This window comes from Hyphomonas sp. KY3 (assembly GCF_017309975.1).
In the GTDB taxonomy this organism is placed as follows: Bacteria; Pseudomonadota; Alphaproteobacteria; order Caulobacterales; family Hyphomonadaceae; genus Hyphomonas.
Genome location: NZ_CP022271.1, coordinates 2,165,533 through 2,188,863 on the forward strand (window position 1 = coordinate 2,165,533; position 23,331 = coordinate 2,188,863).

Annotated in this window: 20 protein-coding genes and 1 tRNA gene; 6 read left to right on the forward strand and 15 right to left on the reverse strand. The window is 56.6% G+C overall.

Annotated elements, in window-relative coordinates; genetic code table 11:
• Positions 1-3 precede the first annotated feature (3 nt).
• The 4 genes from atpH to CFA77_RS10675 all read right to left on the reverse strand — a co-directional run bounded on the left by atpH (position 4) and on the right by CFA77_RS10675 (position 5,806).
• On the reverse strand, positions 4-564 hold the full coding sequence (atpH, locus tag CFA77_RS10660; protein WP_034815795.1) for an ATP synthase F1 subunit delta: 561 nt from the start codon (positions 562-564) through the stop codon (positions 4-6).
• A gap of 178 nt (positions 565-742) precedes the next feature.
• Positions 743-2,911: a primosomal protein N' gene (locus CFA77_RS10665; protein ID WP_206990674.1), complete on the reverse strand. Its 2,169-nt coding sequence runs from the start codon at positions 2,909-2,911 to the stop codon at positions 743-745.
• A 59-nt stretch (positions 2,912-2,970) separates the two neighbouring features.
• The gene (locus tag CFA77_RS10670) at positions 2,971-4,761 is read right to left on the reverse strand and encodes an NAD(P)/FAD-dependent oxidoreductase (protein ID WP_206990675.1); all 1,791 of its coding nucleotides are present in this window, start codon (positions 4,759-4,761) and stop codon (positions 2,971-2,973) included.
• Positions 4,762-4,831: 70 nt separating this feature from the next.
• Positions 4,832-5,806: a hypothetical protein gene (locus CFA77_RS10675; RefSeq protein ID WP_206990676.1), complete on the reverse strand. Its 975-nt coding sequence runs from the start codon at positions 5,804-5,806 to the stop codon at positions 4,832-4,834.
• Positions 5,807-5,943: 137 nt separating this feature from the next.
• Between CFA77_RS10675 and CFA77_RS10680 the strand changes: the two genes are divergently transcribed.
• Positions 5,944-6,924 carry a MoxR family ATPase gene (locus tag CFA77_RS10680; RefSeq protein ID WP_206990677.1) on the forward strand — a complete coding sequence of 327 codons (981 nt, stop codon included), beginning with the start codon at positions 5,944-5,946 and terminating at the stop codon, positions 6,922-6,924.
• A gap of 12 nt (positions 6,925-6,936) precedes the next feature.
• Positions 6,937-8,274: a VWA domain-containing protein gene (locus tag CFA77_RS10685; protein ID WP_206990678.1), complete on the forward strand. Its 1,338-nt coding sequence runs from the start codon at positions 6,937-6,939 to the stop codon at positions 8,272-8,274.
• A 57-nt stretch (positions 8,275-8,331) separates the two neighbouring features.
• On the opposite strand, the gene CFA77_RS10690 is transcribed toward CFA77_RS10685, so the two are convergent.
• The 9 genes from CFA77_RS10690 to CFA77_RS10730 all read right to left on the reverse strand — a co-directional run bounded on the left by CFA77_RS10690 (position 8,332) and on the right by CFA77_RS10730 (position 15,481).
• On the reverse strand, positions 8,332-9,735 hold the full coding sequence (locus CFA77_RS10690; RefSeq protein ID WP_206990679.1) for a tetratricopeptide repeat protein: 1,404 nt from the start codon (positions 9,733-9,735) through the stop codon (positions 8,332-8,334).
• 199 nt (positions 9,736-9,934) lie between these two features.
• On the reverse strand, positions 9,935-10,633 hold the full coding sequence (locus CFA77_RS10695) for a TonB family protein (protein ID WP_206990680.1): 699 nt from the start codon (positions 10,631-10,633) through the stop codon (positions 9,935-9,937).
• A gap of 137 nt (positions 10,634-10,770) precedes the next feature.
• Entirely contained in the window at positions 10,771-11,397 is a 627-nt protein-coding gene (locus CFA77_RS10700; RefSeq protein WP_034815649.1) for an energy transducer TonB, read from the reverse strand.
• A gap of 11 nt (positions 11,398-11,408) precedes the next feature.
• The gene (locus tag CFA77_RS10705) at positions 11,409-11,828 is read right to left on the reverse strand and encodes a biopolymer transporter ExbD (RefSeq protein ID WP_034815652.1); all 420 of its coding nucleotides are present in this window, start codon (positions 11,826-11,828) and stop codon (positions 11,409-11,411) included.
• Positions 11,829-11,839: 11 nt separating this feature from the next.
• Positions 11,840-12,256 (reverse strand): biopolymer transporter ExbD, encoded by a 417-nt coding sequence (locus CFA77_RS10710; protein ID WP_206990681.1) that lies wholly within the window; start codon positions 12,254-12,256, stop codon positions 11,840-11,842.
• Complete coding sequence (locus tag CFA77_RS10715) at positions 12,256-12,765, reverse strand: MotA/TolQ/ExbB proton channel family protein (protein WP_027838575.1); 510 nt, start codon at positions 12,763-12,765, stop codon at positions 12,256-12,258. The genes CFA77_RS10710 and CFA77_RS10715 overlap by 1 nt, the downstream gene beginning before the upstream one ends.
• 35 nt (positions 12,766-12,800) lie before the next feature.
• Entirely contained in the window at positions 12,801-14,198 is a 1,398-nt protein-coding gene (locus CFA77_RS10720) for a MotA/TolQ/ExbB proton channel family protein (RefSeq protein WP_034815657.1), read from the reverse strand.
• 33 nt (positions 14,199-14,231) lie between these two features.
• Entirely contained in the window at positions 14,232-14,999 is a 768-nt protein-coding gene (locus CFA77_RS10725) for a DUF3450 domain-containing protein (RefSeq protein ID WP_034815659.1), read from the reverse strand.
• 407 nt (positions 15,000-15,406) lie between these two features.
• Positions 15,407-15,481, reverse strand: a tRNA-Gln gene (locus CFA77_RS10730).
• Between the two features lie 203 nt (positions 15,482-15,684).
• On the opposite strand from CFA77_RS10730, the gene sppA reads away from it, so the two are divergent.
• Entirely contained in the window at positions 15,685-17,457 is a 1,773-nt protein-coding gene (sppA, locus tag CFA77_RS10735; protein WP_206990682.1) for a signal peptide peptidase SppA, read from the forward strand.
• A gap of 61 nt (positions 17,458-17,518) precedes the next feature.
• On the opposite strand, the gene CFA77_RS10740 is transcribed toward sppA, so the two are convergent.
• Both CFA77_RS10740 and CFA77_RS10745 read right to left on the reverse strand, forming a co-directional pair.
• Positions 17,519-18,247, reverse strand: a complete 729-nt coding sequence (locus tag CFA77_RS10740) for an RluA family pseudouridine synthase (protein WP_206990683.1) — start codon at positions 18,245-18,247, stop codon at positions 17,519-17,521.
• A gap of 3 nt (positions 18,248-18,250) precedes the next feature.
• Positions 18,251-19,558 (reverse strand): replication-associated recombination protein A, encoded by a 1,308-nt coding sequence (locus CFA77_RS10745; protein ID WP_206990684.1) that lies wholly within the window; start codon positions 19,556-19,558, stop codon positions 18,251-18,253.
• Between the two features lie 59 nt (positions 19,559-19,617).
• On the opposite strand from CFA77_RS10745, the gene CFA77_RS10750 reads away from it, so the two are divergent.
• From CFA77_RS10750 to CFA77_RS10760, 3 genes are all read left to right on the forward strand, one after another.
• Complete coding sequence (locus CFA77_RS10750; RefSeq protein ID WP_206990685.1) at positions 19,618-20,460, forward strand: TauD/TfdA family dioxygenase; 843 nt, start codon at positions 19,618-19,620, stop codon at positions 20,458-20,460.
• Positions 20,461-20,517: 57 nt separating this feature from the next.
• Positions 20,518-21,783, forward strand: coding sequence for a cytochrome P450 (locus CFA77_RS10755; protein WP_206990686.1), 1,266 nt, complete (start codon positions 20,518-20,520; stop codon positions 21,781-21,783).
• A gap of 150 nt (positions 21,784-21,933) precedes the next feature.
• Positions 21,934-23,322 carry an alkaline phosphatase family protein gene (locus CFA77_RS10760; protein WP_206990687.1) on the forward strand — a complete coding sequence of 463 codons (1,389 nt, stop codon included), beginning with the start codon at positions 21,934-21,936 and terminating at the stop codon, positions 23,320-23,322.
• Positions 23,323-23,331: the final 9 nt, after the last annotated feature.

Below are 23,331 nucleotides of genomic sequence, written 5' to 3' on the forward strand. Positions count from 1 at the left end.
TACTCATGCTCCCTTCATGGCGGTGTTCATGCGATCAAGTTTGGCAGCAAGGCTTGCGTCAACGAGCTGAGAGCCGATGCGCAGCTGAATGCCGCCGATCAGCGAGGGATCAACCTCACTGGACAATTCGACCTCGCCGCCAACGGCCTTGGCGAGGATAGATTCGATACGCTGGCGCTCAGCACCAGACATTTCCTTTGCGGTTCGAACAACGGCGCGCTTCACGCCGCGCTGTTTCGCATACAATTCGTCAAAGGCGATTTGGGCACCCAGAATATCCTGAGAACGGCCATTGCGTGCCATTACGCCCACGAAATTCACGAGAAGTCCGGAGAAGCCGGCCTTTTTCATGATTGCCGACAGGCCAGAAACTTTTTCATCTGCAGAAAAGGCCGGAGACGCCATCAGTGTGGCGAGGTCTTTAGCCTCTCCCGGGAGCTTTGCAAAAGCCTGAAAATCCTTGTGGACACTGGCGAGCTCACCCTTGTCCTGAGCAAGGTCGAACAGAGCGCTGGCATAGCGCCGGGCAGCTTCGCTCGCTTGTGTCACTTTAGATGCAGCCAAGGTTCTGTCGTCCGTGGTTGAGTCGGCCAAATCGACCGAAAATACAAAGCAAGGCACCGCACCCTTCGGCACGCGCCCATACAAACTGTGCGCCGCTTAGCATCAGTCTTTCAGCCTGACAACAGAGCCAAAGACGCAATGTATGCGGCGAAATGGCATTCACTGCAAAACCATGGGCTTACAGGAAAGAGTAAGGATCAATGTCGACTGACATCCTCACCGCATTTGGCAGCCTCAACCGAGCGATCCATGCTGCCATATAGGCTGAAAGGTCAATGTTCTTGGGCGATTTCACGAGAAAGCGCCGACGGTGACGGCCCCTGAGCACGGCGATTGGAGCGGGCGCTGGCCCGAAAACCTCAACGCCCTCACCATTGGGCGCTTGCTGTATGATTTGCAGCGCGATTTCATCCACTTGCTGCGCAGACGGCGCAGACAGAATCATTGCGGCGAGTCGTCCAAATGGCGGGAGGCCAAGTTCCGCGCGAACTTCCCGCTCGATCTGCAAAAATCCGTCACGGTTATTGTCGGCCAGCGCCATCATGGCAGGATTGTCGGGCGCATAAGTCTGAACCAGTGCGCGCCCGGGGCGCTCGGCCCGCCCTGCCCTGCCCGCAACCTGGCTGAGCAATTGGTAGGTCCGCTCACCAGCGCGCAAGTCTCCGCCCTTCATGCCGCTGTCAGCATCTACAACACCAACCAGGGTAAGATTTGGGAAATTGTGTCCCTTGGCCACGATCTGCGTGCCGATCAGGACATCAATTTCACCCTGCTCCATTCGTTCCACGATGCCGCGCGTCGCTTCGCCACCCTGTGCAGTATCGGAAGAAAAGATTTCGATGCGTGCGTCCGGCAGCAGGGTTCTGACCTCTTCGGCCACGCGCTCAACGCCCGGCCCGACCCCCATCAGCGAGTCAGCGGCCCTGCAATGGGGGCAGACCTTTGGCTTGGGAATGGAATAGCCGGTCACATGACACACCAGACGCCCCGTATAACGGTGCTCGGTCAGCCAGTTCTCTGTACCGGGTGTCTTTAAACGTTCACCGCAACTCTTGCAGAGCACCAGGGGGGCGTAACCCCGGCGGTTGAGAAACAAGAGAGTTTGTTCGCCCACCGCCAGCGTTTCCTGCATGGCATGTATCAGGTGAGGCGACAGCCAGTGATTTCGCTCTGGCGGCGCGCGGCGCAAGTCAACCAGATCAACATCCGGCAATCGTGAAGCACCCGGACGCGCGGACAGTTGCAGGCGGTGATACCGGCCTGTCTCGGCGTTCACCACTGTCTCAAGCGCGGGCGTCGCAGAGGCAAGCACGACAATTGCCCCTTCGAGCTTCGCGCGCATCACCGCCATATCACGCGCATGATAGGTGACCCCGTCTTCCTGTTTGTAGCTGCCATCATGCTCTTCATCGATGATGATGAGTTTCAGCTTATGGAATGGCAGGAACAGGGCGGATCGCGCCCCGATTACAATGCGGGCACGACCATGCGCCACTTCCCGCCACGTCCGACGGCGTTGCTTGTCGGACAAGCCGGAATGCCAAGGCGCCGGCTTGGCGCCAAACCGCACTTCGAACCGAGACAAAATGGCCTGCGTCAGAGCAATTTCCGGCAATAGAACCAGTATCTGCGCCTCCGGGTCCGTTCGCAAAGACTCTGCGATGGCCTCGAAATAGACTTCGGTTTTTCCCGAGCCGGTGACACCATCAATCAGGAAGGTCGAAAAGCCGCGCGCGCTGACGGCCTGCTTCAACGCTTCAGCAGCCTCAGACTGTTCGTCTGTCAGCGTAGCGCCTGGCAAGTTAGGTGATGGCACATCAAACGGAAGATCTGTCTGCATGGATCGAGCCCGCAACACGCCCGCTTCAGCCAGTCCCTTCACGACGCTAGACGACACGCCTGCTGCCTCGGCAAGCGTCGAGGCAGTCTGAGCGCCCAGCTGCTCGGCTGCCTCGATCAGTTTGGTGCGGGCTTCGGTGACACGTGGGGGTGACTCACCGGTCAGGTGATAGACCGTCTCCGTAGGTGACGGCTCAAGCCCCCCCCGCGAGCGCAGCGCCATACCCAATACATGTCCCGGATGAGAAACTGTGTAACGCGCAGCCCATTGGACGAATTCCCGCATGGCAGCCGTCATGGGTGGCGTTGGATAGACTCCACCCACGTCTTTCAGTTTCCGACCTTCGCCTGCACTGTCTGGCAATAACTCCAGTACAACGCCCAGCCGTTCATACTTGCCGAGCGGCGCCGCGACATAAGAGCCTTCCTGAACGTCGAGCCCGTCCGGAACCGCATAATCGAATGGTTCGGGCAACGGCAATGGAAAGAGAATCCGGGCGACAGGCATGGGCAATCCCCTAGCGCTTCCCCCTTATAGTGTCGAACCCCTCACGACATTCGCAAGCGTCAGCGAAACTCCACACCTTCAAACTCACCACTCTGTCGCCAAGCGGAAATATGCGCAAAATAAGCGCGCGGGCCGCCCGGATGCCCAACCGCATACTTGTTCAGCTCCGTCAGACCCTTGCCTTCATTATTGTAGTAACCGGGCGTACAGTCGGGGGATCCGATCATCATGCCAGAACCACTCAGCACAAGGTCCACCCAGGCATCCTGAGCCGTGTCGGTCGGCTCGACTTCAGAAAATCCATTTTTCTCCGTGTGCGACACAATCGCGGAGATGGTGTTTGCATGGTCCACGATGTTATGCGGCACATTGGAGATCAGGTTCGCTGCCTGACTTGGCTGGACAATGAAGGCGTTTGGAAACCCGTGAACCTGATTGCCATGTAGCGTGCGCATACCGTCACGCCAACAGTCCGAAAGTGTCTGCCCGTCCCGACCGACAAGATCAAAGCCAGCGCGCGATGTATAGGTCGACCCCACCTCGAAGCCCGACGCATAGATGATGCAATCGACTTCATACTCCAAACCATTGGCGACCAAACTCGTCTCGGTTATCCGCTCAACTCCCTGACCGTCTGTGTCGACGAGTTGCGTGCCCGGCTCGTTGAATGCTTGCAAATAGGAGTCGTGAAAGCACGGACGTTTGCAGAGTTGACGGTACCACGCTTTCAGCTTGCCTGCGGTTTCGGAATCTTCGACGATAGAATCCACGCGGCTACGGATTTCCTCCATCTTTTCAAAGTCGGCATCTTCGAAGGCAACCATCATGTTTTGGGGCGTCCACTCACTCGGGGGAAGCGCTATGACTTTCTCGCGGATGCGGCGCGATAATTCGGTCCAGCCGTCCATTACGAGATCTGTCTCCGGCAAGCCCTGCGACTGGTTTTCGACGAAATTGTCGTACCAGCGCTGTTGCCAGCCGGGCCCCGCGACTTCCTTGAACCAGTCCGGGTCAATAGGCGCATTGTTCCGAACGTCCACGGAGGATGGTGTACGCTGGAACACCAGCAATTGTTTCGCTGACTTGGCCAGGTGCGGTACGCACTGGATCGATGTGGCGCCTGTCCCGATCAGTGCGACCCGCTTGTCGGCAAGCTTGTCCATATGAGCACCGGACGGATCGCCGCCGGTATAGTCGTAGTCCCACCGACTGGTGTGAAACGCCTTTCCGCCGAACGATTCAATACCGGGGATGCCGGGCAGTTTCGCGACGTGCAGCGGCCCGGTCCCCATACCCACATATTTTGCCGTGAATGCATCGCCGCGAGAGGTGCGCACCAGCCAGTGACTCGCGGCATCACTCCATTCCAGCGCCGTTACTTCGGTATGGAATAGCGCCTTGTCGTAGAGATCGAACTGCGACGCGATGCGTTTGCAGTGGTCTCGGATTTCCGGGGCATGGGCGTATTTCTCGGTGGGCATATGCCCTGTCTCTTCGAGCAGGGGCATATAGATCATCGACGCTGTATCACATTGCGCACCCGGATAGCGGTTCCAATACCAGGTGCCGCCAAAGTCGCCGCCCTTTTCAACAGTTCGAACATCATCAATACCGGCCCGTTTGAGCCGAGCGCCGACAACGAGGCCGGCAAACCCACCACCAATAAAGGCAAACTTCACATGATCTGTTACAGGCGCCCGCTCGATCACGGGCATATGGGGATCATCGGACAGGTCTTCGAATTCGGCCAGTCGCTTGTACTGGGCGTTTCCCTCGGGCCTGATCCGCTTGTCACGCTCGGCGCGGTACTTCTGCTTGATCTTGTCCTTGTCCAGCGCGGTGATGCTCATTTCCTACCCCATAAGTATGCGGATTAGGTCCGCTTATAGGATCACCTTGCCGACCTTCCCCAAACGGAAATCAAGCAGGTTTCAAGTTCAAAATGGCACGTTCTATTTCCTGCATGAGATCTGCCCTGGAGGGGCCTGTCATGCCTTCATCATCGGCCACTTCAAGCATCCTTGCATCATAGGCCCAGCGATGCAGCAGTTCGAGCTTGATCTCGTCCGAACAGGGTATCCGCATGAGGTCACCGACCGAATGGAATACAGACGCGGGATCGAGCATTGCCGCGTCGAGGTCGATGTCAAGCGATCGACTGGATTGGTACAGTTTCTCAAGATATAGCTGCCGCGCCAGGTACGATTCTGCGGCGGCACGATCTGGGAATATCTTGCCTGATACATAGAAAACGCCGCTACCGTCGTCGACAATCGTCTCATCTTGTTGATCACTCGCCCGAACGGTAAGCACCGGCGCCTTTGGAGCATAGCCATGGTCTGGAAGGCCGTGCAGATGAACATCCTTGCCCGAATGAGCCTTTAGTATTTGCACTGCGCGACGCTCATCCCCCGCATTCCATGTTCGAACCCAGAGGGTCAGGCCACCGTGCTTGATCTGATCGGCAACATATTCGCCATGCTCTTTACCAATCAGCTTTGCCAACACAGCGCCAATAGCGGCGCCGCTTCCGCCGCCGAGAACCAATGCCGCGAGCGCAGCAGCCATAGCACCACCGGACGCCACAACCGGAATGAGGCCTGCAACCGCACCAATGTAGATGAGGCCGCCAATCACCGCGCCCTCTGCGTTGCCAACATCCTCCTCTGCCACATAGGCGATCCGGGGCGCGGAAAAATCGTCCTCGATTTCAGCGACCCTCCGATAAGCGTGTCCAAGCTTCTTTTCCACACTATCTGTTGCTGCGAGCAGCGATATCTCGGCTCGATTGAACCCGTGGGACAGAAGGTCGTCGATGGCCGCTTGCAGGGCATCCTCGGATTCAAACACGCCCACGGCTTCGCGAACCTGCAGTTTTTGTACGTCGCTCACCATCCAACCTCCTGTGTCTAGGGCGCAATCTATCGCAATACTGACCGCTGAAATAATCCGGCACACTACGTAGACGACCGAGTGCCTACCCCAGCGATACACCTTGCCAGTTTCAGCCAGCGCCCCTACCCCTTTCAGGGATGACAAATACAATCTCCACCGGCTATGAGCCCATGACGTCGATTGAAGCGATCACGTCTGGCCTCGAATCCGTCGGCTACATTTCGACTCAGCAGATCTCGACTGCTGTTTTCCTTGCACTTGGTCTGCGCAAACCGATCTTGATTGAAGGGCCTGCAGGCGTCGGCAAGACCGATCTCGCTGCCTCGCTTTCGCGTTGGCTGGACGTGCCACTGCTGCGCCTGCAATGCTATGAGGGCCTTGATGAAGGCAAAGCGCTGTATGAGTGGAAGTATGGCAAGCAGCTCCTCTACACTCAGTTGCTCAAGGAAAAGCTGAACGAGGTCGTCGGCGATGAGAAATCGCTCGAATCCTCGCTGGCCAAACTCGGTTCCTTTGAAGACCTTTTCTTTTCGGAACAGTTTCTCGAGGCTCGCCCCCTGCTGACCGCCATGCGCCAGTCCGCAGGCAGCGTTCTCCTGGTCGACGAGATCGACAAGTCTGATGAGGAATTTGAAGCCTTTTTGCTCGAAGTCCTGTCAGACTACCAGGTAACCGTACCGGAGATCGGCACGATCAAGGCCAATGTTCCGCCGATAGTTATTCTGACTTCGAATAATGTACGCGAATTGGGAGACGCCTTGAAGCGGCGCTGCCTGCACCTTCATATCGGCTTCCCGGACCACAAGCGCGAGCAGCGCATTGTGCAAGCGCGCGTGGAAGGCATCTCGGAAGACTTACTCAACCAGATGGTCAGCTTCGTTCAGTCGGTGCGAGACCTGGACATAAAGAAGCAGCCTTCGATTGCCGAGACCGTCGATTGGGCGAAAACATTGCTGTTGCTCCACGCAAATGCCCTCGATGAGCGCTTCGTCAAGGACACGCTGAATGTATTGCTCAAGCATGAGAGCGACATTGCCGCCGTGTCCGGAGATGTACCAAAACTTGTCCGTGAAGCGACCAATGGCAAACCTGCCTATGCGGGACAGATCACACGCTGATCCGGAACTGATATGGACCGTCAGATCACCAGCTTCATTCGGGCCCTGCGCGCATCAAATGTGCGGGTATCAACCGGTGAGGCATTGGACGCGGCACGCGCTGTATCCGTCGCGGGCTATGCTGACCGCACCCTCCTGAAGGATTCCCTCCGGTGCACGCTGGCCAAATCTCCGGATGAGGCCATTACGTTTGACGAGTTGTTCGATTCCTTTTTTGCCAAGCGAAATCTTTCGAGTGCGGACAAGTCTGACTCCGACGGCGATGCATCACGGGACTCACCCTCAGGCCAGCCTGACCCTGTCGAGTTGATGGATTCCGGAGATGAGGTCGCGATCGCCGCTGCACTTGAGCGCGCCGCCGAGGCAGTCGATGCGGACGATATCCGATTTTCAACGCAGATCGCCTACTACGCCCAACAAATGCTCAAGCAGATGGGGGGAGAGAAACTGCAGGAACGCATGATGCAGGCGTTCGATGAGCGCAGCGAGGAAGGCGAAGCTGAAGCTGAACGCCTGATCGAGATGCGACGCGAACTGACCAAGCGGGCGCGCGAGCGGGTCCAACGAAGCTATGATATTTTCGGCAAGGGCGAGACTGAACAGTTCCGCAATGAATTTGCGGAAAACAAGAAGCTGTCGGCTATTGAGTTGAGCGACATGGCGAGAATGAAAGTGCTTGTCGCACGGATCGCCAAGCGGCTTGCTGTGAAACACTCACGCCGGCGGAGAAAGAAAAATCGTGGCCAGCTCGACATACGCCGCACCATGCGCGCAAATGCTGGCGTTGATGGCGTGCCATTCAACGTTGTGTGGCGCCAGAAGAAGCGGGAGCGGCCCAAGATCGTCGTGATTTGCGACGTTTCCGGTTCCGTGGCCCGCTATGTTCGCTTTTTGCTGTTGTTGTTATGGTCCATGAAGGACGTCGTTCCGGACATGCATGCCTTTGCCTTTTCTAACAAGCTGGTCGAGGTGGACGATATTCTGGAAGACAATCCCTTTGAGCACGCGATGGATATTATCATCCGTGTGGCCGGCATGGGGTCGACTGACTATGGCCAGGCCTGGTCTGATTTGAAGAAAGATCACGAAGCGCTGGTCGATCGGCGAACAACCATCATCGTTCTTGGCGACGGCCGGTCGAACTATGACGATCCACGAACAGATCTGTTCCGAGGCTTCGCCTCGCGCGCCAAGCGCACCATCTGGCTAAATCCAGAGCCGCTGGCTGCGTGGGGCACAGGGGATAGTGAAATCCCGCGCTACAGGCCCTATTGCTCGACCATGAGCCATGTCGCAACCCTCAAGGATCTTGAGCGCGCCGTAGATGACGTACTGAGCGCGTATTCCTGAATCAAAAAACCCCAGCGCGATGGCTGGGGTTCTTCGTTGGGTTCGAACTAACTACTACTAAGAACGCTGTGCGCGGCATTCCGGTGTGTTGTTGAACTTCTCCTGAGCTGCCGTAAGGCGCTCGGGCACCGTCTTGCAGTTTTCCGGGACATTCTCTTCACCCAGAACCGCGAGACGCTTACAAATCTTCGCTTCGTTCTCGACATTGAGATAAGCCGACTGGACTTCAAAACAGACCAGCGCATCAGCGGTGGCTTCTTCCGAGTCCATGAACTGCAGCCAGCTCCGACCTGCGCGGTTACCTGCCTGGCGGAACGCTTCACGTGCACCGGACCGATCCTCCCGCTCATAGCGGGACTGGCCAATCATGACATAGGCCGTCGCACGATCCTTGAGGCCACCCATTTTGAGTGCTTGCTGGAGCGCGTCTTCGGTCTCTTCCCATTTCTGGAGGTCAGCATAAGACCGGCCGAGACGTTCGAGCATGGCACCGCCACCACCAGCATCTGCTGCCTGGCGGATGACCGGGATCGCCTTTTCGTGCTCACGAGCAACCTGATAAAGGTTCGCAAGCAATTCGAGGTTTTTGAGAGACTTCGTCACTCGGCCCGCATTCATTTCTTTTTCAAGAATTTGAGCGGCGTGGTAAGGCGCGTTGAAGCGGTTGTAAAAGTTCACAACCCGCATGATCTCGTCTTCCTTTGTCAGCAGGCCCGCCAGATACATGGCCTTCTGCACTTCAAAGGCTTTACGCTCTTCATCGGCCGCAAAATAGTTGCCGGCAATCGCGTCCCAATACTTCCGTTCTGTCGGGTTGCGAACCAGAACTTCTTCCAGAACCGCCGCGAGCTTCGCTTTGTCGTCTACCGCGTTGTAGAGATAGATCAGCAGGTCATAGACTTCCTGCTTGTAGTTATTGCCGTCATCACGCTTGACTTCTTCGGTCCATTTGATGGCCGTGCGGAAATCATCGACGCGCTGGTAGAGGACAGCAAGCTGCCACTTCTGCTGACGGTCTGGCTTGCCGCCAGCCTGTTGCCACTTCTGCATGTATTCGAGCGACTTCTCGACGTTCTCATCCTGCAGGTAGATTTGGGCAATATTGTAATAGGTTTGCGCGGCGTCTTTCGCCGGGATGTAGCCCTTGTCGAGCGCCGACATCAGGTCGCGAATGGCGCCCTGACGATCTCCGCGTTCGATGTTGATATAGGCGGACAGTTTGAGAACTGCGCCTTCCTCGTAGCAATTGAGCTCCATCGCCTTCAGCTGGCCGAGAGCCTGTGCCGCGGCATTGAAGTCCTTGTTCGTCATCGCGGCCTGTTCGGCCTTCAGATAGGTTTCCCCGGTCTTAGATGAAAACTGAGTCTCTTCACAAGCCGCCTGCGCCATAGCGGCGCCGGCACCAAATGCTGCCATCATGCCGGCAAGAACGGCACCTTTCAGGGTAGCTTTAAATCCCATAATTCCTCTCCTGTCCGCAGGGACCGCGGGGTTCAGCTCTTTCAACCGGAATTGACCGGTCGGATCAAGGACTTCCGCGCGCTTTATAAGGCTTTTTATGCTCGCGCGTCGTCCGAGTGTAAATCTGTTACGTTTCGTGCCGAATATGGGTGCAAGCGACACGGTGCGTCAACGATGTACTACAGGGTTTTAATGATTATCACTCCTCATTAAGGCGGAATTCGAGCGGGTAGGTCAGACCGCGCGATTCCTGTGCTTGTCCGTCAATAATTTGTGGGAGGAACTCTGCCCTGGAGACGGACCGACGGGCCTCCGATTCGAAACCTGAGGGCGTGCATTCAGCGGTAACATCAAAGGGCAGACCTCGAGCCGTCAGATTGAAGCGAACGACGCAATCACCTTCCACGTTTCGTTTGGCCATCGCGCTCGGATACGCTGGCAATGGAGGCCGGACGGGCACAGGGGTTCGGTCTCCAACGGGGCTTGCTGTTGTAATGATGGGACCAAGGGACCCGATGGGTGTGCGCGTCGGCACGCCGCCAACATTCACGATGGGCGGCATACCCACGCCTGAAGGTGACATTGTCACTCTCGGTGGAGGGGGAGGTGTTTTGACCTCAATAGGCTCGAATACGAGACGATCTGGTCTCACCGGATCTTCCATCGGGTCCGCGTCGAATACGATCTTGTCCCAAATGCGCTCCGATGGCGTTGCCAGTCTCACTTCGTCCACATGGATCAAATGGTTCATGATTGCGAACAAGCCAATTGTGACAGCAGCGGCAGGAATGGAGGCCATGAGAAACCGACCGGGGTCGGATTGGATTGGAAACCGTGAGCGCCATTCTTCGCCGAAGGATAGCGCGGTTCCCGTGCTCGAATTCAAACTGGCTGACATTTCACTTCCTCCATTTTTGTTACTTTATATCATTACTATTCCCTAGCGGCAAGCAAAAGCTTTTTGGAGACACAATCCGGAATCAAAAAAGGGCGCTCCCTGGAGCGCCCTTTTCAAATTTCGTCGTCGAACAGGCCTTAGTCGGCCAGTTTGAACTCCAATGGATATACCACATTGCGACGCTCGGCCGCTTTACCGCGAATGATCTTCGGAGCAAATTCAACCTTGCTGACAGCCCGTTCTGCTTCCCGCTTGAAAACACTATCTGTGCAAGTGGCAGAGATGTTGTACGGACGACCGCGTGTATCCACATCGAAGCGAACATCACAGCTGCCTTCCGTGCCACGCTCTGCCGCACGTTGCGGATAAGACGGGGCTGGCGGACGGATTGGCTGGGCATCCCGGTCAGAAATTGCGACCGGGTCGATTGCCAGAGAGTTCATCCGGCCAAGGTTCAGATCCGTCGGCGCAGCACCCTCAATACGGGGCGTTGGCAGATTGATCTGAGACTTGGTTGCCGAAACTTTCGGCGGTGGAGGCGGCTTCTGGGCGGAATCGATCCGCTTCGGCTTCGAGCGCTGACGCACCCGGACATCGGCATCCTGCTGTTGTGGCGTAATCGCCGACAGGACCCGCTGTTCGCTCTGATCAAGTTTCACCTCTTTCACGCTGATGAGATAACTCATCATCATGAAGAGTGCGTACACGATCGGAATAGCGATACCGAGTGCAATCAAGAGGCGAAGAAAAGGATTATTTAGCATGTGAATGTCTCCTATTCTCTCGACGCCGACACGTCGATCACGGTCGAACCATCAAGCTTGTTGATGGTCTCCATCAGATCGACGAGCACTTCAGCTTCTGAAGCTACATCGGCTTGAATGACAATCTTACCACGAGGATTGTCTTCACGCATCTGTTTCAGCGTAAAGGACACCTCATCTGGCGAGACTTCCTTCTTGTCGATGTAGATCTGACTTTCAGCATTGATCGCAACCAAGATCGCAAGCGGCTTGGCGATTGCCTTGTTGTCCACTTCGGGCCGGACGATATCGACGCCGGGTTCCTTGATGAACTGAGCCGTAACAATGAAGAAGATCAGCAGGATGAAGACCACATCCAGCATTGGAGTGAGGTTTACATCATCCTCAGCCCCTCCACCGCCGGCCATCGATTGACGTTTTCTGCGTGCCATGCGGTGCTCCTCTACTCTGTCTGCGACAGGACAAGGTTCACCCCTGTCGTGTAGCCAGCGTTATAGGCGGCGTCCCGGATAAGGACGATTACCCCGTTTCTCGACTTCGGATGAGCCTGGATCACAACCTGGCTTTCCGGGTTCTCGGCCCGCACGCGCTCAATATTGGCACGAACAGATCCGATGTCAGTGACGCGGCCATTGACCGTGATCAGGTTCGACTCGTCGATATAAATCAGGATAGCCGGAACTTGCGGCTGGTCCTGCGTCTCTGGCGTAGGCGGAGGCGGAGGCTCAAGGCCGATCGTCTCTTCCTGGGCAAAAGTCGAGGTCACGATGAAGAAGATAAGCAGGATGAAGACCACGTCCAACATGGGCGTGAGGTCAACATTCGCCTCTTCCGGTGCTCTGTGTGTACGTCCTCGCATCAGCTAATCTCCATCGCATCTTCGACCTGCTGGACCGAGCGGTTAACGCGGCGGTCCATACCGGACGTGAATAGAATGCCTGAGAGCGAGGCGACCATACCTGCCATCGTGGGGATCGTTGCACGAGACACACCGGCCGACATGGCCTTTGCGTCTGCACCGCTGGTGATCGCCATGATGTCAAACACTGCAACCATTCCGGTCACGGTGCCCAGCAGGCCGAGCAGTGGCGCAAGCGCCACCATTGCCTTGGTCAGCTGGACATTCTGTTCCGCTTTCATACGGACTTCGGATACCAGCTTGTCTTTTACCCAGTGCGCGAGTGTGGATTTCCGGTCGGAGCGCGAACGCCACTCCGCAATCGCATCGGCGGCTACCTGCTTATGTGCGAACCTGAAATAGAACACGCGTTCCAAAATCAGGCCCCACATGAAGAATGTTGCAAGCATAATGACCAGCAACACTGGACCGCCACGATCGAGGAAAGCCTGTAAATCTGCAAAACCCATATCGGGTTACTCCTCGGGTGAACGAGGGGGATGGCTTACGCCATCGCCCCGCGCGTGGATTCCGCTTTCTCGGCGACCAGACCAGCAGCCTGCTCGTCAAGCATCTGCTGGTTGCCGCGTGCCATTGCGGACACAACTGCGTGGACCAGAAGAAGCGGGATAGCCGCCACGAGACCGAACACGGTCGTCATAAGGGCAACGGAGATACCACCAGCCATCAGCTTCGGATCGCCGGCACCGTAGATTGTGATCGACGTAAAGGTGATGATCATACCGATAACGGTACCGAGAAGACCGAGCAGAGGTGCAACAGCAGCAAGCACTTTGATGATGTCGTTGAAACGCTCGATGCGTGGGCTCTCGCGCAGGATCTGTTCGTCCAGTTTGAGTTCCAGCGTCTCGATGTCGTTCTGCTTGTTTTGCTCATAAGCTTCGAACACGCGAGCCAGTGGGTTGCCGTCGCCAGCCTGACGGGTTTTCGCCGTCTTGCGCATGGCTCCGCCCATCGTGAAGAGCGTGAACATCTTGTAGAGACCGAGCAGCAGGCCAACAGCCAGAAGCGCCATGATAACAGCACCAACAGGGCCACCCTGCTTCAGGCGATCGCCGAATTCTGGCAGGTCGCCCAGAATGCCGAACAAGTTACCCTTGGATGGGTCAACCGGCGCACGAACGATTTGGTCCGGGCCCGCTTTGACAAGGCTGTTCATCGAAGATGCAAAAGCACCGGAAGGCTGCTTTTTGAACGCCTGGAGGAACGTATCTCCATTGTCCTTTTTCTTCACTTCAACAAACTTTGTGCCGTCGACAGTTGCCGCGGTGAAAACGCCAACGCGCATCACTTCAGCTTCTGCGTTCGACGCGTCCGGGCCAATGCCATCAACCATTGCGGTGAACGACTTCACTTCGGACTGAGCAACCATTTCCTGGATCATGGCTTCCGGAAGACGCTCAAGTTGCGCGCGGTTCGGAAGCGTACGAGCCTCAGCGATTTCAGCGATGCCCTCAACGCGGCCCTGATAATCGAAGTTGGCGAAGGAGTTCGCAATCTCCGGCATGGTTTCGCCAGCTGCGGACCGGAACTGACCAAGCAGTTCCTGGAAGTCACCTGCCTGCTCAGAAACCTGAGCTTCGAGGTCAGCAAGCGTTGCCTCGTTGGCATCAAACTGAGCGCTCAGAGCGCGGCCGCGAGATTCTGCAGCCGCAAGAGCGCCACGGGCGTCCGCCATCTTCTGGGATTGAGCTGCAGTATCAGCCTGGAATTCCCGCAGGCGCTGCTGGTCTTCAGCAGACATCTGGCTGGAGTCCTGACGGACTTTGGCAAGAACATCCTGGAGTGATTGAGCGGAGGCCGGAGCGGACACCGCGATTGAGCCGAGGCCGAGCAGCGTAGCTGCACCGAGAGCCTTCAGCGAGGAATTGAACTTCAACATTATATTACCTCTTAATTCTCTGGTGCCTGCCGACTACTCGACGGAGAACTTCTGAACCGGGGCGAAAAGAACGTCTTGCTGGGCTTTTGCCTGTGCAACGCGGATCGCCTTGTCGATATCGGCAGCATAACCGCCCTTGATCTCTTCCCACTCACCGGTCGTGCGGTTGTACCGAGCAGCGTCGCCGTTTGGCGCAGCATAAACGAGCGCAACGCGCCCATACAGGAACATGTCCACCGTGGTCGGGTTACCGTCCAGCGTGATCTCTTCCTGCCAGGTGCTGATCGTGCGGCCGTATTCCATTTCCGCCTGATAGGCATCCATGATCAGGCGATACTGTTCAGCTGGCGTGACGTTCGGCGTTTCCATGACGGCGTCGAGGCCCTCAAGGCGCGTCGTGCGTTCTTCCTGCTTGAATGGGAGGTCAGCCGCGACGAATGCCTTCAGGTTTTCGATCATTTCGAGGAGCATCGGAACCGTTTGGGCGGTGATGTCGTCGATCGAACCAAGTTGTTCGGTCAGAGATTCGATCTCTTCTTCCTGGCTTTTCACAACGAGCGCCTGTTGCTTGGCGTACAGGTCAGCTGCGTCACGGCGCTGAAGCAGGGAGCGGTATTCACGCACCATATCCGTACGCTCATCGTCCAGCTGGTTGATCTGATCCTGAACTTGCTCGGCGCGCCGGGTGGCCTGCTCGCCGGTATTGAGCGCTTCGCGCAATTGGGCCTGGGCCGGCATGGCCAAGCCCGCAATCAGCGCAGCGGCGAGAACGCCGCGAGCTGGTGACAGAAGTTTCTTCATGAGGTTTGCCTCTCACTCTCCAAACGGTCGCGCAGGTATTGCGCGTAAAAATCGACAGTCAGGCGCCCTGCTCATGAGGACGTCCCGGTTTCAATGCCATGGCCACACACACAATTGGCCTGGTAGTCTAGTGGAAGCCGAAAGGCGTAGAGACGCCCGACCTCTCCCCTGAGCTTTGGAGCGTGGGCCGCTCTCTGTTTATACCCTTTGCCACTCAGACGCCGGGTACGCAACGCCCTTACTTTTGATCCTCAAGGCTAACAACCCTGAATTCGGGGATCAATAAGATGCTTTACGATTCAGTAAGGAAAATATCGGGCGCGCGCCTATTGGCAACCGGCGTGATACAGTAACGATCAAATTTGTCTCGCGTTGTCTTCCCGCATGGTCGGCGATCTGGAAGACGATGGCTGGGGTGCCAGGATTCGAACCTGGGAATGCCGATACCAAAAACCGGTGCCTTACCACTTGGCGACACCCCAATGAAGGCGCCGAGATAGCCACTCTTGCCGTTGCTGGCAACACCCGATCTCATCCTTAGCAGCGGATTTGTGCAGGGAACGCGATGATCGGCGATAATTTCACAGGTGCTGAAATGCTCGCCTTTACTTTTTATCGATAATCGGCAATATCGTTTTACAGAAAGACACGACTCCCAGACCGTGTGCATGGAGACCGTTCATACATGAAGACCTTTTTCCTTTCCATGGCAGGCGCTCTTGCCGCCATGTTCATTTTCATCTTCCTGATGTTTTCTTTTCTTATGTTGCTCATTGTTGGGGCATCAAGCTCAAAACCTGAGCGCCCGGACGCAGTTGTCCTGTCCCTCGACCTGAACTCGGAAATTTCCGACCAGGCGCCAACAGGCGGTTTTGCTGCCTTGTCCGGTACGCCCGGTTTCATCGATCTGCTAACCAAGTTGAAAGCGGCCGAAACCGATGACCATGTAAAAGGTCTGTTCATCCGAGGTGCATTCATCGGGACTGGCAGCGCACGCGCCGAAGAGTTGCGCCAGGCGATCCAGAGTTTCCGCGATCAGGGCAAGTTCGTCATCGCCCACTCACAGGGCACCCTGGGCGTCAGCGGTCCGTCGGCCTATTGGTCGATCTCCGCAGCCGATGAAATCTGGATGCAACCGGGTTCCGACCTGGTCGTCCCTGGGCTGACGTTCGAAACGGAGTTCTTCAAGGGGCTGTTCGACAAGATCGGCGTGACACCTGAAATCTATCCGTTCTACGAATACAAGAACGCCCCGAACTCCTACAACAAGACCGAGTATACCGAGCCGCACAAGCTTGCGCTGGCCACTCTGGCTGAGTCGGTCTGGACCGTCGCCTTGGGCGACATCGCAGCAGACCGCGCACTGAATGCTGCCAATGTCCGAACGGCTCTTGAGAGCGGACCAATCCCAGCGGAGAAAGCCATCGAACTGAAGCTGCTGGATAAGACAGGCTATCCGGAACAAGCCTCCGAAGCCGCCCTGGAAAGAGCAGGCGATGATGCTGAACTCGTCGACCTTGCCTATTATGCAGCACCCGCCCCGAGCTTGCGGGCACCACAAATCGCCATCGTTGGTGGTGAAGGCGCTGTTGTCACAGGCGGCGGAGATGGCAATTCGCCCTTCTCCTCCCCGCCCGGTTTTGCTTCGGACAATATCGCTCGAGCCATCCTCGACGCTGGCAAGAATGAAAAGATCAAAGCCATCGTCTTCCGTGTCGACAGCCCAGGGGGATCCCCCGTCGCAGCGGACCAGATCTGGAATGCCATTGAGCGGGTTCAGGCTGATGGGAAGCCTGTGATCGTATCAATGGGCTCGCTTGCTGCTTCCGGCGGATACTATGTGTCCGCAGGGGCCGACTACATCATTGCCAATCGTGCAACCATCACCGGCTCGATCGGCATTTATGGTGGCAAGTTCGCAATCGAGGGCGGACTGAACAAACTTGGAATCACCTTTGACCGCGTGAGTGTCGGAGGTGAGTTTGCGGATGCCTACGGAGCTGACACGTTCACCGAAACTCAGGAAGCCGCCGTCAAGGACATGCTGAAACGCGGCTATGATCGGTTCCTCGGCATCGTCGCCGACGGTCGTGGCATGACGTATGATGAAGTGCACGAAGTTGCCCGTGGTCGAATTTGGAGCGGCGAAGATGCGCTTGAAGTGGGCCTGGTTGATGAGTTGGGCACGTTCATCGACGCCATCGAAAAAGCCAAAGAGCTCGCTGACATCGAAGCTGACGTCACACCGCGCCTCGTCTATTACCCTCATCGTCCGACAGGGCTTGAAGCCCTTGAAAGCCTGTTCGGCGTGTCGGCTGAAGGTGCCGAAGCCGCGATCATGTTGAACCGCCTTGCCGACGACAAGAACGTTCAGTCCTTGCTAGAGCAGCTCGCCGCAGCAGAAGCGGTAAACTCCGGTCAGACGCGGGCTGTTATACCGCGCTTCCGCGAGAGGTAACGCGACGACCATTCAAAACGAATAAGGCCCTTCGGAAACGGAGGGCCTTTTTCGTGGCCAGCTAATCAGGAAGACTCAGCCCTGTCTGCACCGCCATTTTCACGAAACTTTCGGGCGGCGGCGCAGAGAATAATTTTCTTGTTCCATCCGGAAGCCCAATCTCGAGCGACTGCGCATGCAGCATCAGACGCTCCGCTGACTGCGCGCCTGTTCCGTACAAGTGGTCGCCAAGGATCGGACATCCCGCGCCCAGCAAGTGTGCACGGATCTGGTGCATCCGGCCCGTTTCAGGTTTCAATTCGAATAGCGCGTAATCGCCGTGGCGAGCCCGGATGCGCCAGCCCGTCAGCGCCTTTTGAGCACCCTTTCGCTCAGCTTTAGCAATCAGCATGCGAGGACGCCCCCCCTCCTCGACCTTCACCAAAGGCTGGTCAAACACCCCTTCGACATCAACGGGCAGTTTCCCAGATACAATGGCCAGATACGTTTTCATGGCTTGGCGAGCGGCAAACTCTTCAGAAAGAAATGCAGCAGCCGGCTTGGTTCGCGCAACAATGACCACGCCCGAAGTTCCCCGATCAAGACGGTGCACGAGCCGCGGCTTCTTCCCATTCGATTTGGCAAACGCGATGAGCAGGTCATCAAGTGATCGGGAGATGCCGCCCCCGCCCTGAACTGCCAGACCCGATGGCTTGTCGAACACAATTACCTGACTGTCCTCGAATATGACGAGGCTCTCAGCATATGCTCGATCTTCAACGCTGATATTGGGGAGCGACCGGTTCTTCATGGGCTATCGACGATTTCGATCCCTGATTTCTGCAACAAACCTCATGCGTTCCATCACGGCTCGTTCGCGCCCATGGCCTTTTGGTTCATAGAAAACCGGCCGGGGCATTTCATCCGGGAAGTAATTCTGTCCGGAGACACCCTCTTCCGTATCATGATCATAAATATAGCCATCGCCATATCCCTGATCCTTCATCATGCTAGTCGGCGCATTCAAAATGGCCTTGGGTGGCATGAGGCTTCCGGTCTCTCTGGCGGCGGCGCGCGCCTTCTTCAGCGCCATATAGGCTGCATTAGACTTCGGCGCTGTGGCGAGATGCACGACGCAATGCGCCAAGGGGATCAATCCCTCCGGCTCACCCAGACGCTCGAATGCACGCGCCGCCTCACCAGCCACCATCATGGCAGTCGGATCAGCAAGTCCGATATCCTCGCTGGCCATCACGACCAGACGGCGCGCAAGGAAACGCGGATCTTCGCCACCTTCCAGCATGCGTGCAAACCAGTACATCGCGGCATCTGGATCTGATCCGCGCACAGATTTGTGAAGCGCAGAGATAAGATTGTAGTGTCCCTCGCCGGACTTGTCATAGGCCGGCGCACGCTTCTGAAGCGCGGCCGACATTGCCGCGACCGTCAGCGGCTCGCCCTTACCGGCAAAAGTATAGACTTGTTCCACGAGGTTCAGCAGGTATCGCCCGTCGCCATCGGCCATATCGATTAGCGCGTCGCGCGCCGCAGGCTCCACCGGAAGCTTCTGCTCCTCCATGGCCTCGGCGCGATCAATCAAGAGACTGAGACCTTTCTCGTCCAGGCGTTTGAGCACCATGACCTGACAGCGCGACAGGAGCGCACCATTGATTTCAAAGCTCGGATTCTCGGTGGTCGCCCCGACCAATGTCACGACGCCCCCTTCGACAAAAGGTAGGAAGCCGTCCTGCTGGGCTTTGTTGAACCTGTGAATTTCGTCAACGAACAGCAAGGTTCCCTTCCCGGTCGAACGCCGTGCTTCCGCGCGCTCAAAGGCGGCCCGCAGATCTTTCACGCCGGAAAAAATGGCGCTGATTGCCTCGAATTCCAAATCAGTTTCGCTGGCGAGCAACCGCGCAATGGTCGTCTTGCCGACGCCAGGTGGCCCCCAGAATATGATGGACGATAACCGGCCAGCCTCCAGCATGCGCCGCAAGGGTCCGTCAGGCCCAAGCAGGTGATCCTGCCCGACCACGTCGGACAAGGTTTGCGGACGCAATCTGTCAGCCAGCGGCTGAGGCGCACCTTCCGAAAGGCCCGAGGCAGAGAATAGGTCGTTCATGAGCCCGTTCTAGGCGCGATTGCAGAGCGTGATAAGGTGCCAAGTGGAGGAGACACAAAATGACACTCGAGATCACACCATCCGGGCAGGCATGCGGCGCTGAGATTCGCGGCGTTGACCTGTCTGCTCCCCTGCCTGTCGAGATCGTTGCAGGTATTCGCGCGGCGTGGCTTGAACATCAGGTTCTCTCCTTTCCGGACCAATCAATGAGCGACGCAGACCTGGAACGCTTCACATTGTATTTTGGTCCCTTTGGCGAGGACCCATTCATTGCATCGATCCCCGGTCATCAGCACATAATCGCGGTTCAGCGCGCGGCCGACGAAACGGCACCGATCTTCGCAGAAAGCTGGCACACTGATTGGAGCTTTCAGGCCGCTCCTCCAAGCGGCACCTGTTTGTTCGGTATTACCATTCCGCCGCGGGGTGGCGACACGCTATTCGCCAATCAATATCTGGCGCTGGAGCAGATGCCCACGGAACTGCGTGAAAGGCTGGACGGCAAGAAAGCCATTCATTCCGCCAAGAACGCTTACGCCCCAGACGGCATGTATGGAGAGGCAGACAAAGCGAGCGGGCGCAGCATGACCATCATTGCATCCACTGAAGCCCAAGCGACTCAAATGCACGATATTATTAGAGTGCATCCTGAAACAGGTCGCGAGAGCGTCTTTGGCACGGCGGGCTATATTACAGGGTTCGAGGGCATGGCGCCCGACGAAGGTTGGGAATTGCTCGCTGAACTGTATCGCTGGCAAACCCGACCGGAATTTCAGTATCGGCATGTCTGGCAGGAAAACATGCTGGTGATGTGGGACAATCGCTGCCTGTTGCATATGGCAACCGGGGGCTATCCAGGACATGCGCGTCTGTTGCACCGCACAACAATTGGCGCGGCCTGATAGCTAGCCCACTGCCGGTTTCGCACGTACTGTGAAAAGAAAAACCGGGAGGAAAGCATGGCCGATACAGAGTATGAGGCGGAAGGCACAATTCCAGATCCCTGGAGCCTGCCGCTCGAAACCTTTGATGTCTCAAAGGCAGAGATATTCCTGAACAATAAGCAGGGGGAGTATTTCCGGCGACTGCGCAAGGAAGCGCCAGTCCATTATTGCCCGGAAAGCTCTGTCGGCGCGTATTGGTCCGTCACGAAGTATCATGACATCATCGCGGTTGATTCAAATCACAAGACGTTTTCGTCTGAACCCAGCATCGTGATTGGCGACCCGAGCGATAATTTCCAGCCGCCCATGTTTATCGCTATGGACCCGCCAATTCATGACATCCAGCGCAAGGTGGCCCAGCCAGCTGTCGCACCGACCCAGCTCTCAGAACTCGAAGACCTGATCCGCCAACGTGTGTGCACGATCCTGGATAGCCTTCCTGTTGGCAAGGAATTCGACTGGGTAGAAAAAGTGTCAATCGAACTGACCACCCAAATGCTGGCGACATTGTTCGACTTTCCCTTCGAGGACCGCCACAAGCTGCCATTCTGGTCGGATGTTGCCACAACAAGCGATGCGGTCGGCATTGTCGGCACCGACATGGAGTGGCGCATGAAGCATTTGAATGAATGCGTAGCCTATTTCACCGAGCTCTGGCGCGAACGGGCGGCACAGCCGCGCAAATTCGATTTCATATCGCTGCTCGCCCATAGCGAAGACACAAAGAACATGGTCGACAATCCGATTGATCTGCTCGGCAATTTGATGTTGCTCATCGTCGGTGGAAACGACACGACCCGGAATTCCATTTCTGGCGGCGTCTATTTCCTGAACCAGTTTCCTGACGAGTACGACAAGCTTCGAGCCGATCCGTCCCTGATCCCGAATATGGTTTCGGAAATCATCCGGTACCAGACGCCGTTGGCACACATGCGACGCATTGCAACCGAAGACACTGAACTTGGCGGCCAGAAGATACGCAAGGGCGACAAGGTCGTCATGTGGTATGCGTCAGGCAATCGCGATGAAGATGTCATCGATGATCCCGATGATTTCCGCATCGACCGAGACAATGCGCGGCGACACCTGTCTTTTGGTTTCGGCATCCATCGCTGCATGGGGAATCGCGTTGCGGAGATGCAATTGCGCATTCTGTGGGAAGAAATCATGAACCGGTTCGAGCGGGTCGAAGTAACGGGCGAACCCACGCGGGTCCTCTCCAATTTTGTGCTCGGCTATGAGAAACTTCCGGTTATTCTTCACGCGAGAAAAGACAGCTAAACGCTCAGGTTTTGGCCGGAATGCCCTACAAACATGCCTTGCGCCCCGGAGTTCAAATACCGTCGGTACGGGTAATCGACTCGTGGCGCAATTCATGCATTAAGATCGGCAAAGGCGCAGAATGCGTGGGTTTCCAAGGGTATATTTGTCATGTTTTCAAATACGAAAAACGGACCGGTTCTGGTTCTGGAACTGAATGAGCTCTGCCCCCCCATCATCGATCGCATGATGGATGATGGCGAGCTTCCGAACTTCCGCAAGCTCCACAAGAGTTCAGACGTCTATGTTACCCATACCGACGACCCGACTTTGGAGCCTTGGGTACAATGGCCTACTTTCCACACGGGGCAGACGGAACACGTACACGGCGCTACAGAACTCGACGAAGGGCACCTGATCAAGACGCCCCGCATCTGGGACGCGCTGGCAGAAGACGGCATCGACAGCATCGTTTTCGGGTCGATGAATGCCGACACGGCCCACAAGGACACAGTGTTCCTCGTTCCTGACCCCTGGTCTGCGGGCGTGCGCCCAAGCGATCCGGCCTATGAAGCCTTTCACAAATTCATCAGCTTCCATGTGGCTGAACACACCAATCCGAATGCCAAACCCACCCGTGCTGACGCGCTCAATTTTGTGAAATTCATGCTGGGCCACGGCCTTTCACTCCAGACGATCACGAAGGCGATGAACCAGATCGCTGGTGAGAAGACATCTTCCGCCGACCGCAAATGGCGACGCGCGCTCGTGCTCGATCTGCTGATGTGGGACGTGTTTGCAAACACATGGTCGAAGCGCCGACCGCAATTCGCGACATATTTCGCCAATTCCACCGCCTATCTCCAGCACCGGTATTGGCGTCATATGCAACCGGACGTCTACCAGGTGAAACCTTCTGACGAGGAAATGCTCAATTACGGCAACGCGATCGAGGATTCGTATCGTCACATGGATGCGATTATCGGCAAGGCGTTCGACATGGTCGGGCCGACTGGCCGGATCGTCCTGGCCACTGCGCTCAGCCAGGAAGCAAACACACGCTACGAACATATTGGTGGGAAATTTGTCTATCGCCCCCACAATTTCAAAGACCTGTTTGCTTGGGCGGGTGGCCCGCAACCGGTCAGCTTCGAACCGGTCATGACCCATCAGGCTTGGGCAACGTTCGCCTCCGAGGAAGAGGCAGCTGAAGCAGAAGCAACGCTCGACGCCCTACAGTCGAATGGCAAAACGATCATGGAATGGCGGCGAGCAGCCAACCGGATCATGTTCTGGTCCGGGCTGATTTCAAAGACTGACCCAGGTTTCGAGATAACCAACGCCAAAACCGGTGAGCGTAAAGCCTTTGACGAACTCTTCATGCTGGTTGGTCAGGTCAACAATTCCCAGCACAGCCGCAATGGGGCTTTCTGGGTGCAAACCGCCGATGGAAGCGCCATCCGTCATGCCGACAGGCTACCGCTTGAGGATGCCTATGGCATCATGATGGACATGTTCGAGGGGTCCGCGAGCGCTGCATCGCAAGTTGCCGCGGAATAGCCAGGCCGC

What these genes read in the sequence shown, in the direction of transcription:
- CFA77_RS10665 (WP_206990674.1), bottom strand. Translation starts at nt 2,911, where the DNA reads ATGCCTGTCGCCCGGATTCTCTTTCCATTGCCGTTGCCCGAACCATTC.
- CFA77_RS10670 (WP_206990675.1), bottom strand. Translation starts at nt 4,761, where the DNA reads ATGAGCATCACCGCGCTGGACAAGGACAAGATCAAGCAGAAGTACCGC.
- CFA77_RS10675 (WP_206990676.1), bottom strand. Translation starts at nt 5,806, where the DNA reads ATGGTGAGCGACGTACAAAAACTGCAGGTTCGCGAAGCCGTGGGCGTG.
- CFA77_RS10680 (WP_206990677.1), top strand. Translation starts at nt 5,944, where the DNA reads ATGACAAATACAATCTCCACCGGCTATGAGCCCATGACGTCGATTGAA.
- CFA77_RS10685 (WP_206990678.1), top strand. Translation starts at nt 6,937, where the DNA reads ATGGACCGTCAGATCACCAGCTTCATTCGGGCCCTGCGCGCATCAAAT.
- CFA77_RS10690 (WP_206990679.1), bottom strand. Translation starts at nt 9,735, where the DNA reads ATGGGATTTAAAGCTACCCTGAAAGGTGCCGTTCTTGCCGGCATGATG.
- CFA77_RS10695 (WP_206990680.1), bottom strand. Translation starts at nt 10,633, where the DNA reads ATGTCAGCCAGTTTGAATTCGAGCACGGGAACCGCGCTATCCTTCGGC.
- CFA77_RS10700 (WP_034815649.1), bottom strand. Translation starts at nt 11,397, where the DNA reads ATGCTAAATAATCCTTTTCTTCGCCTCTTGATTGCACTCGGTATCGCT.
- CFA77_RS10705 (WP_034815652.1), bottom strand. Translation starts at nt 11,828, where the DNA reads ATGGCACGCAGAAAACGTCAATCGATGGCCGGCGGTGGAGGGGCTGAG.
- CFA77_RS10710 (WP_206990681.1), bottom strand. Translation starts at nt 12,256, where the DNA reads ATGCGAGGACGTACACACAGAGCACCGGAAGAGGCGAATGTTGACCTC.
- CFA77_RS10715 (WP_027838575.1), bottom strand. Translation starts at nt 12,765, where the DNA reads ATGGGTTTTGCAGATTTACAGGCTTTCCTCGATCGTGGCGGTCCAGTG.
- CFA77_RS10720 (WP_034815657.1), bottom strand. Translation starts at nt 14,198, where the DNA reads ATGTTGAAGTTCAATTCCTCGCTGAAGGCTCTCGGTGCAGCTACGCTG.
- CFA77_RS10725 (WP_034815659.1), bottom strand. Translation starts at nt 14,999, where the DNA reads ATGAAGAAACTTCTGTCACCAGCTCGCGGCGTTCTCGCCGCTGCGCTG.
- sppA (WP_206990682.1), top strand. Translation starts at nt 15,685, where the DNA reads ATGAAGACCTTTTTCCTTTCCATGGCAGGCGCTCTTGCCGCCATGTTC.
- CFA77_RS10740 (WP_206990683.1), bottom strand. Translation starts at nt 18,247, where the DNA reads ATGAAGAACCGGTCGCTCCCCAATATCAGCGTTGAAGATCGAGCATAT.
- CFA77_RS10745 (WP_206990684.1), bottom strand. Translation starts at nt 19,558, where the DNA reads ATGAACGACCTATTCTCTGCCTCGGGCCTTTCGGAAGGTGCGCCTCAG.
- CFA77_RS10750 (WP_206990685.1), top strand. Translation starts at nt 19,618, where the DNA reads ATGACACTCGAGATCACACCATCCGGGCAGGCATGCGGCGCTGAGATT.
- CFA77_RS10755 (WP_206990686.1), top strand. Translation starts at nt 20,518, where the DNA reads ATGGCCGATACAGAGTATGAGGCGGAAGGCACAATTCCAGATCCCTGG.
- CFA77_RS10760 (WP_206990687.1), top strand. Translation starts at nt 21,934, where the DNA reads ATGTTTTCAAATACGAAAAACGGACCGGTTCTGGTTCTGGAACTGAAT.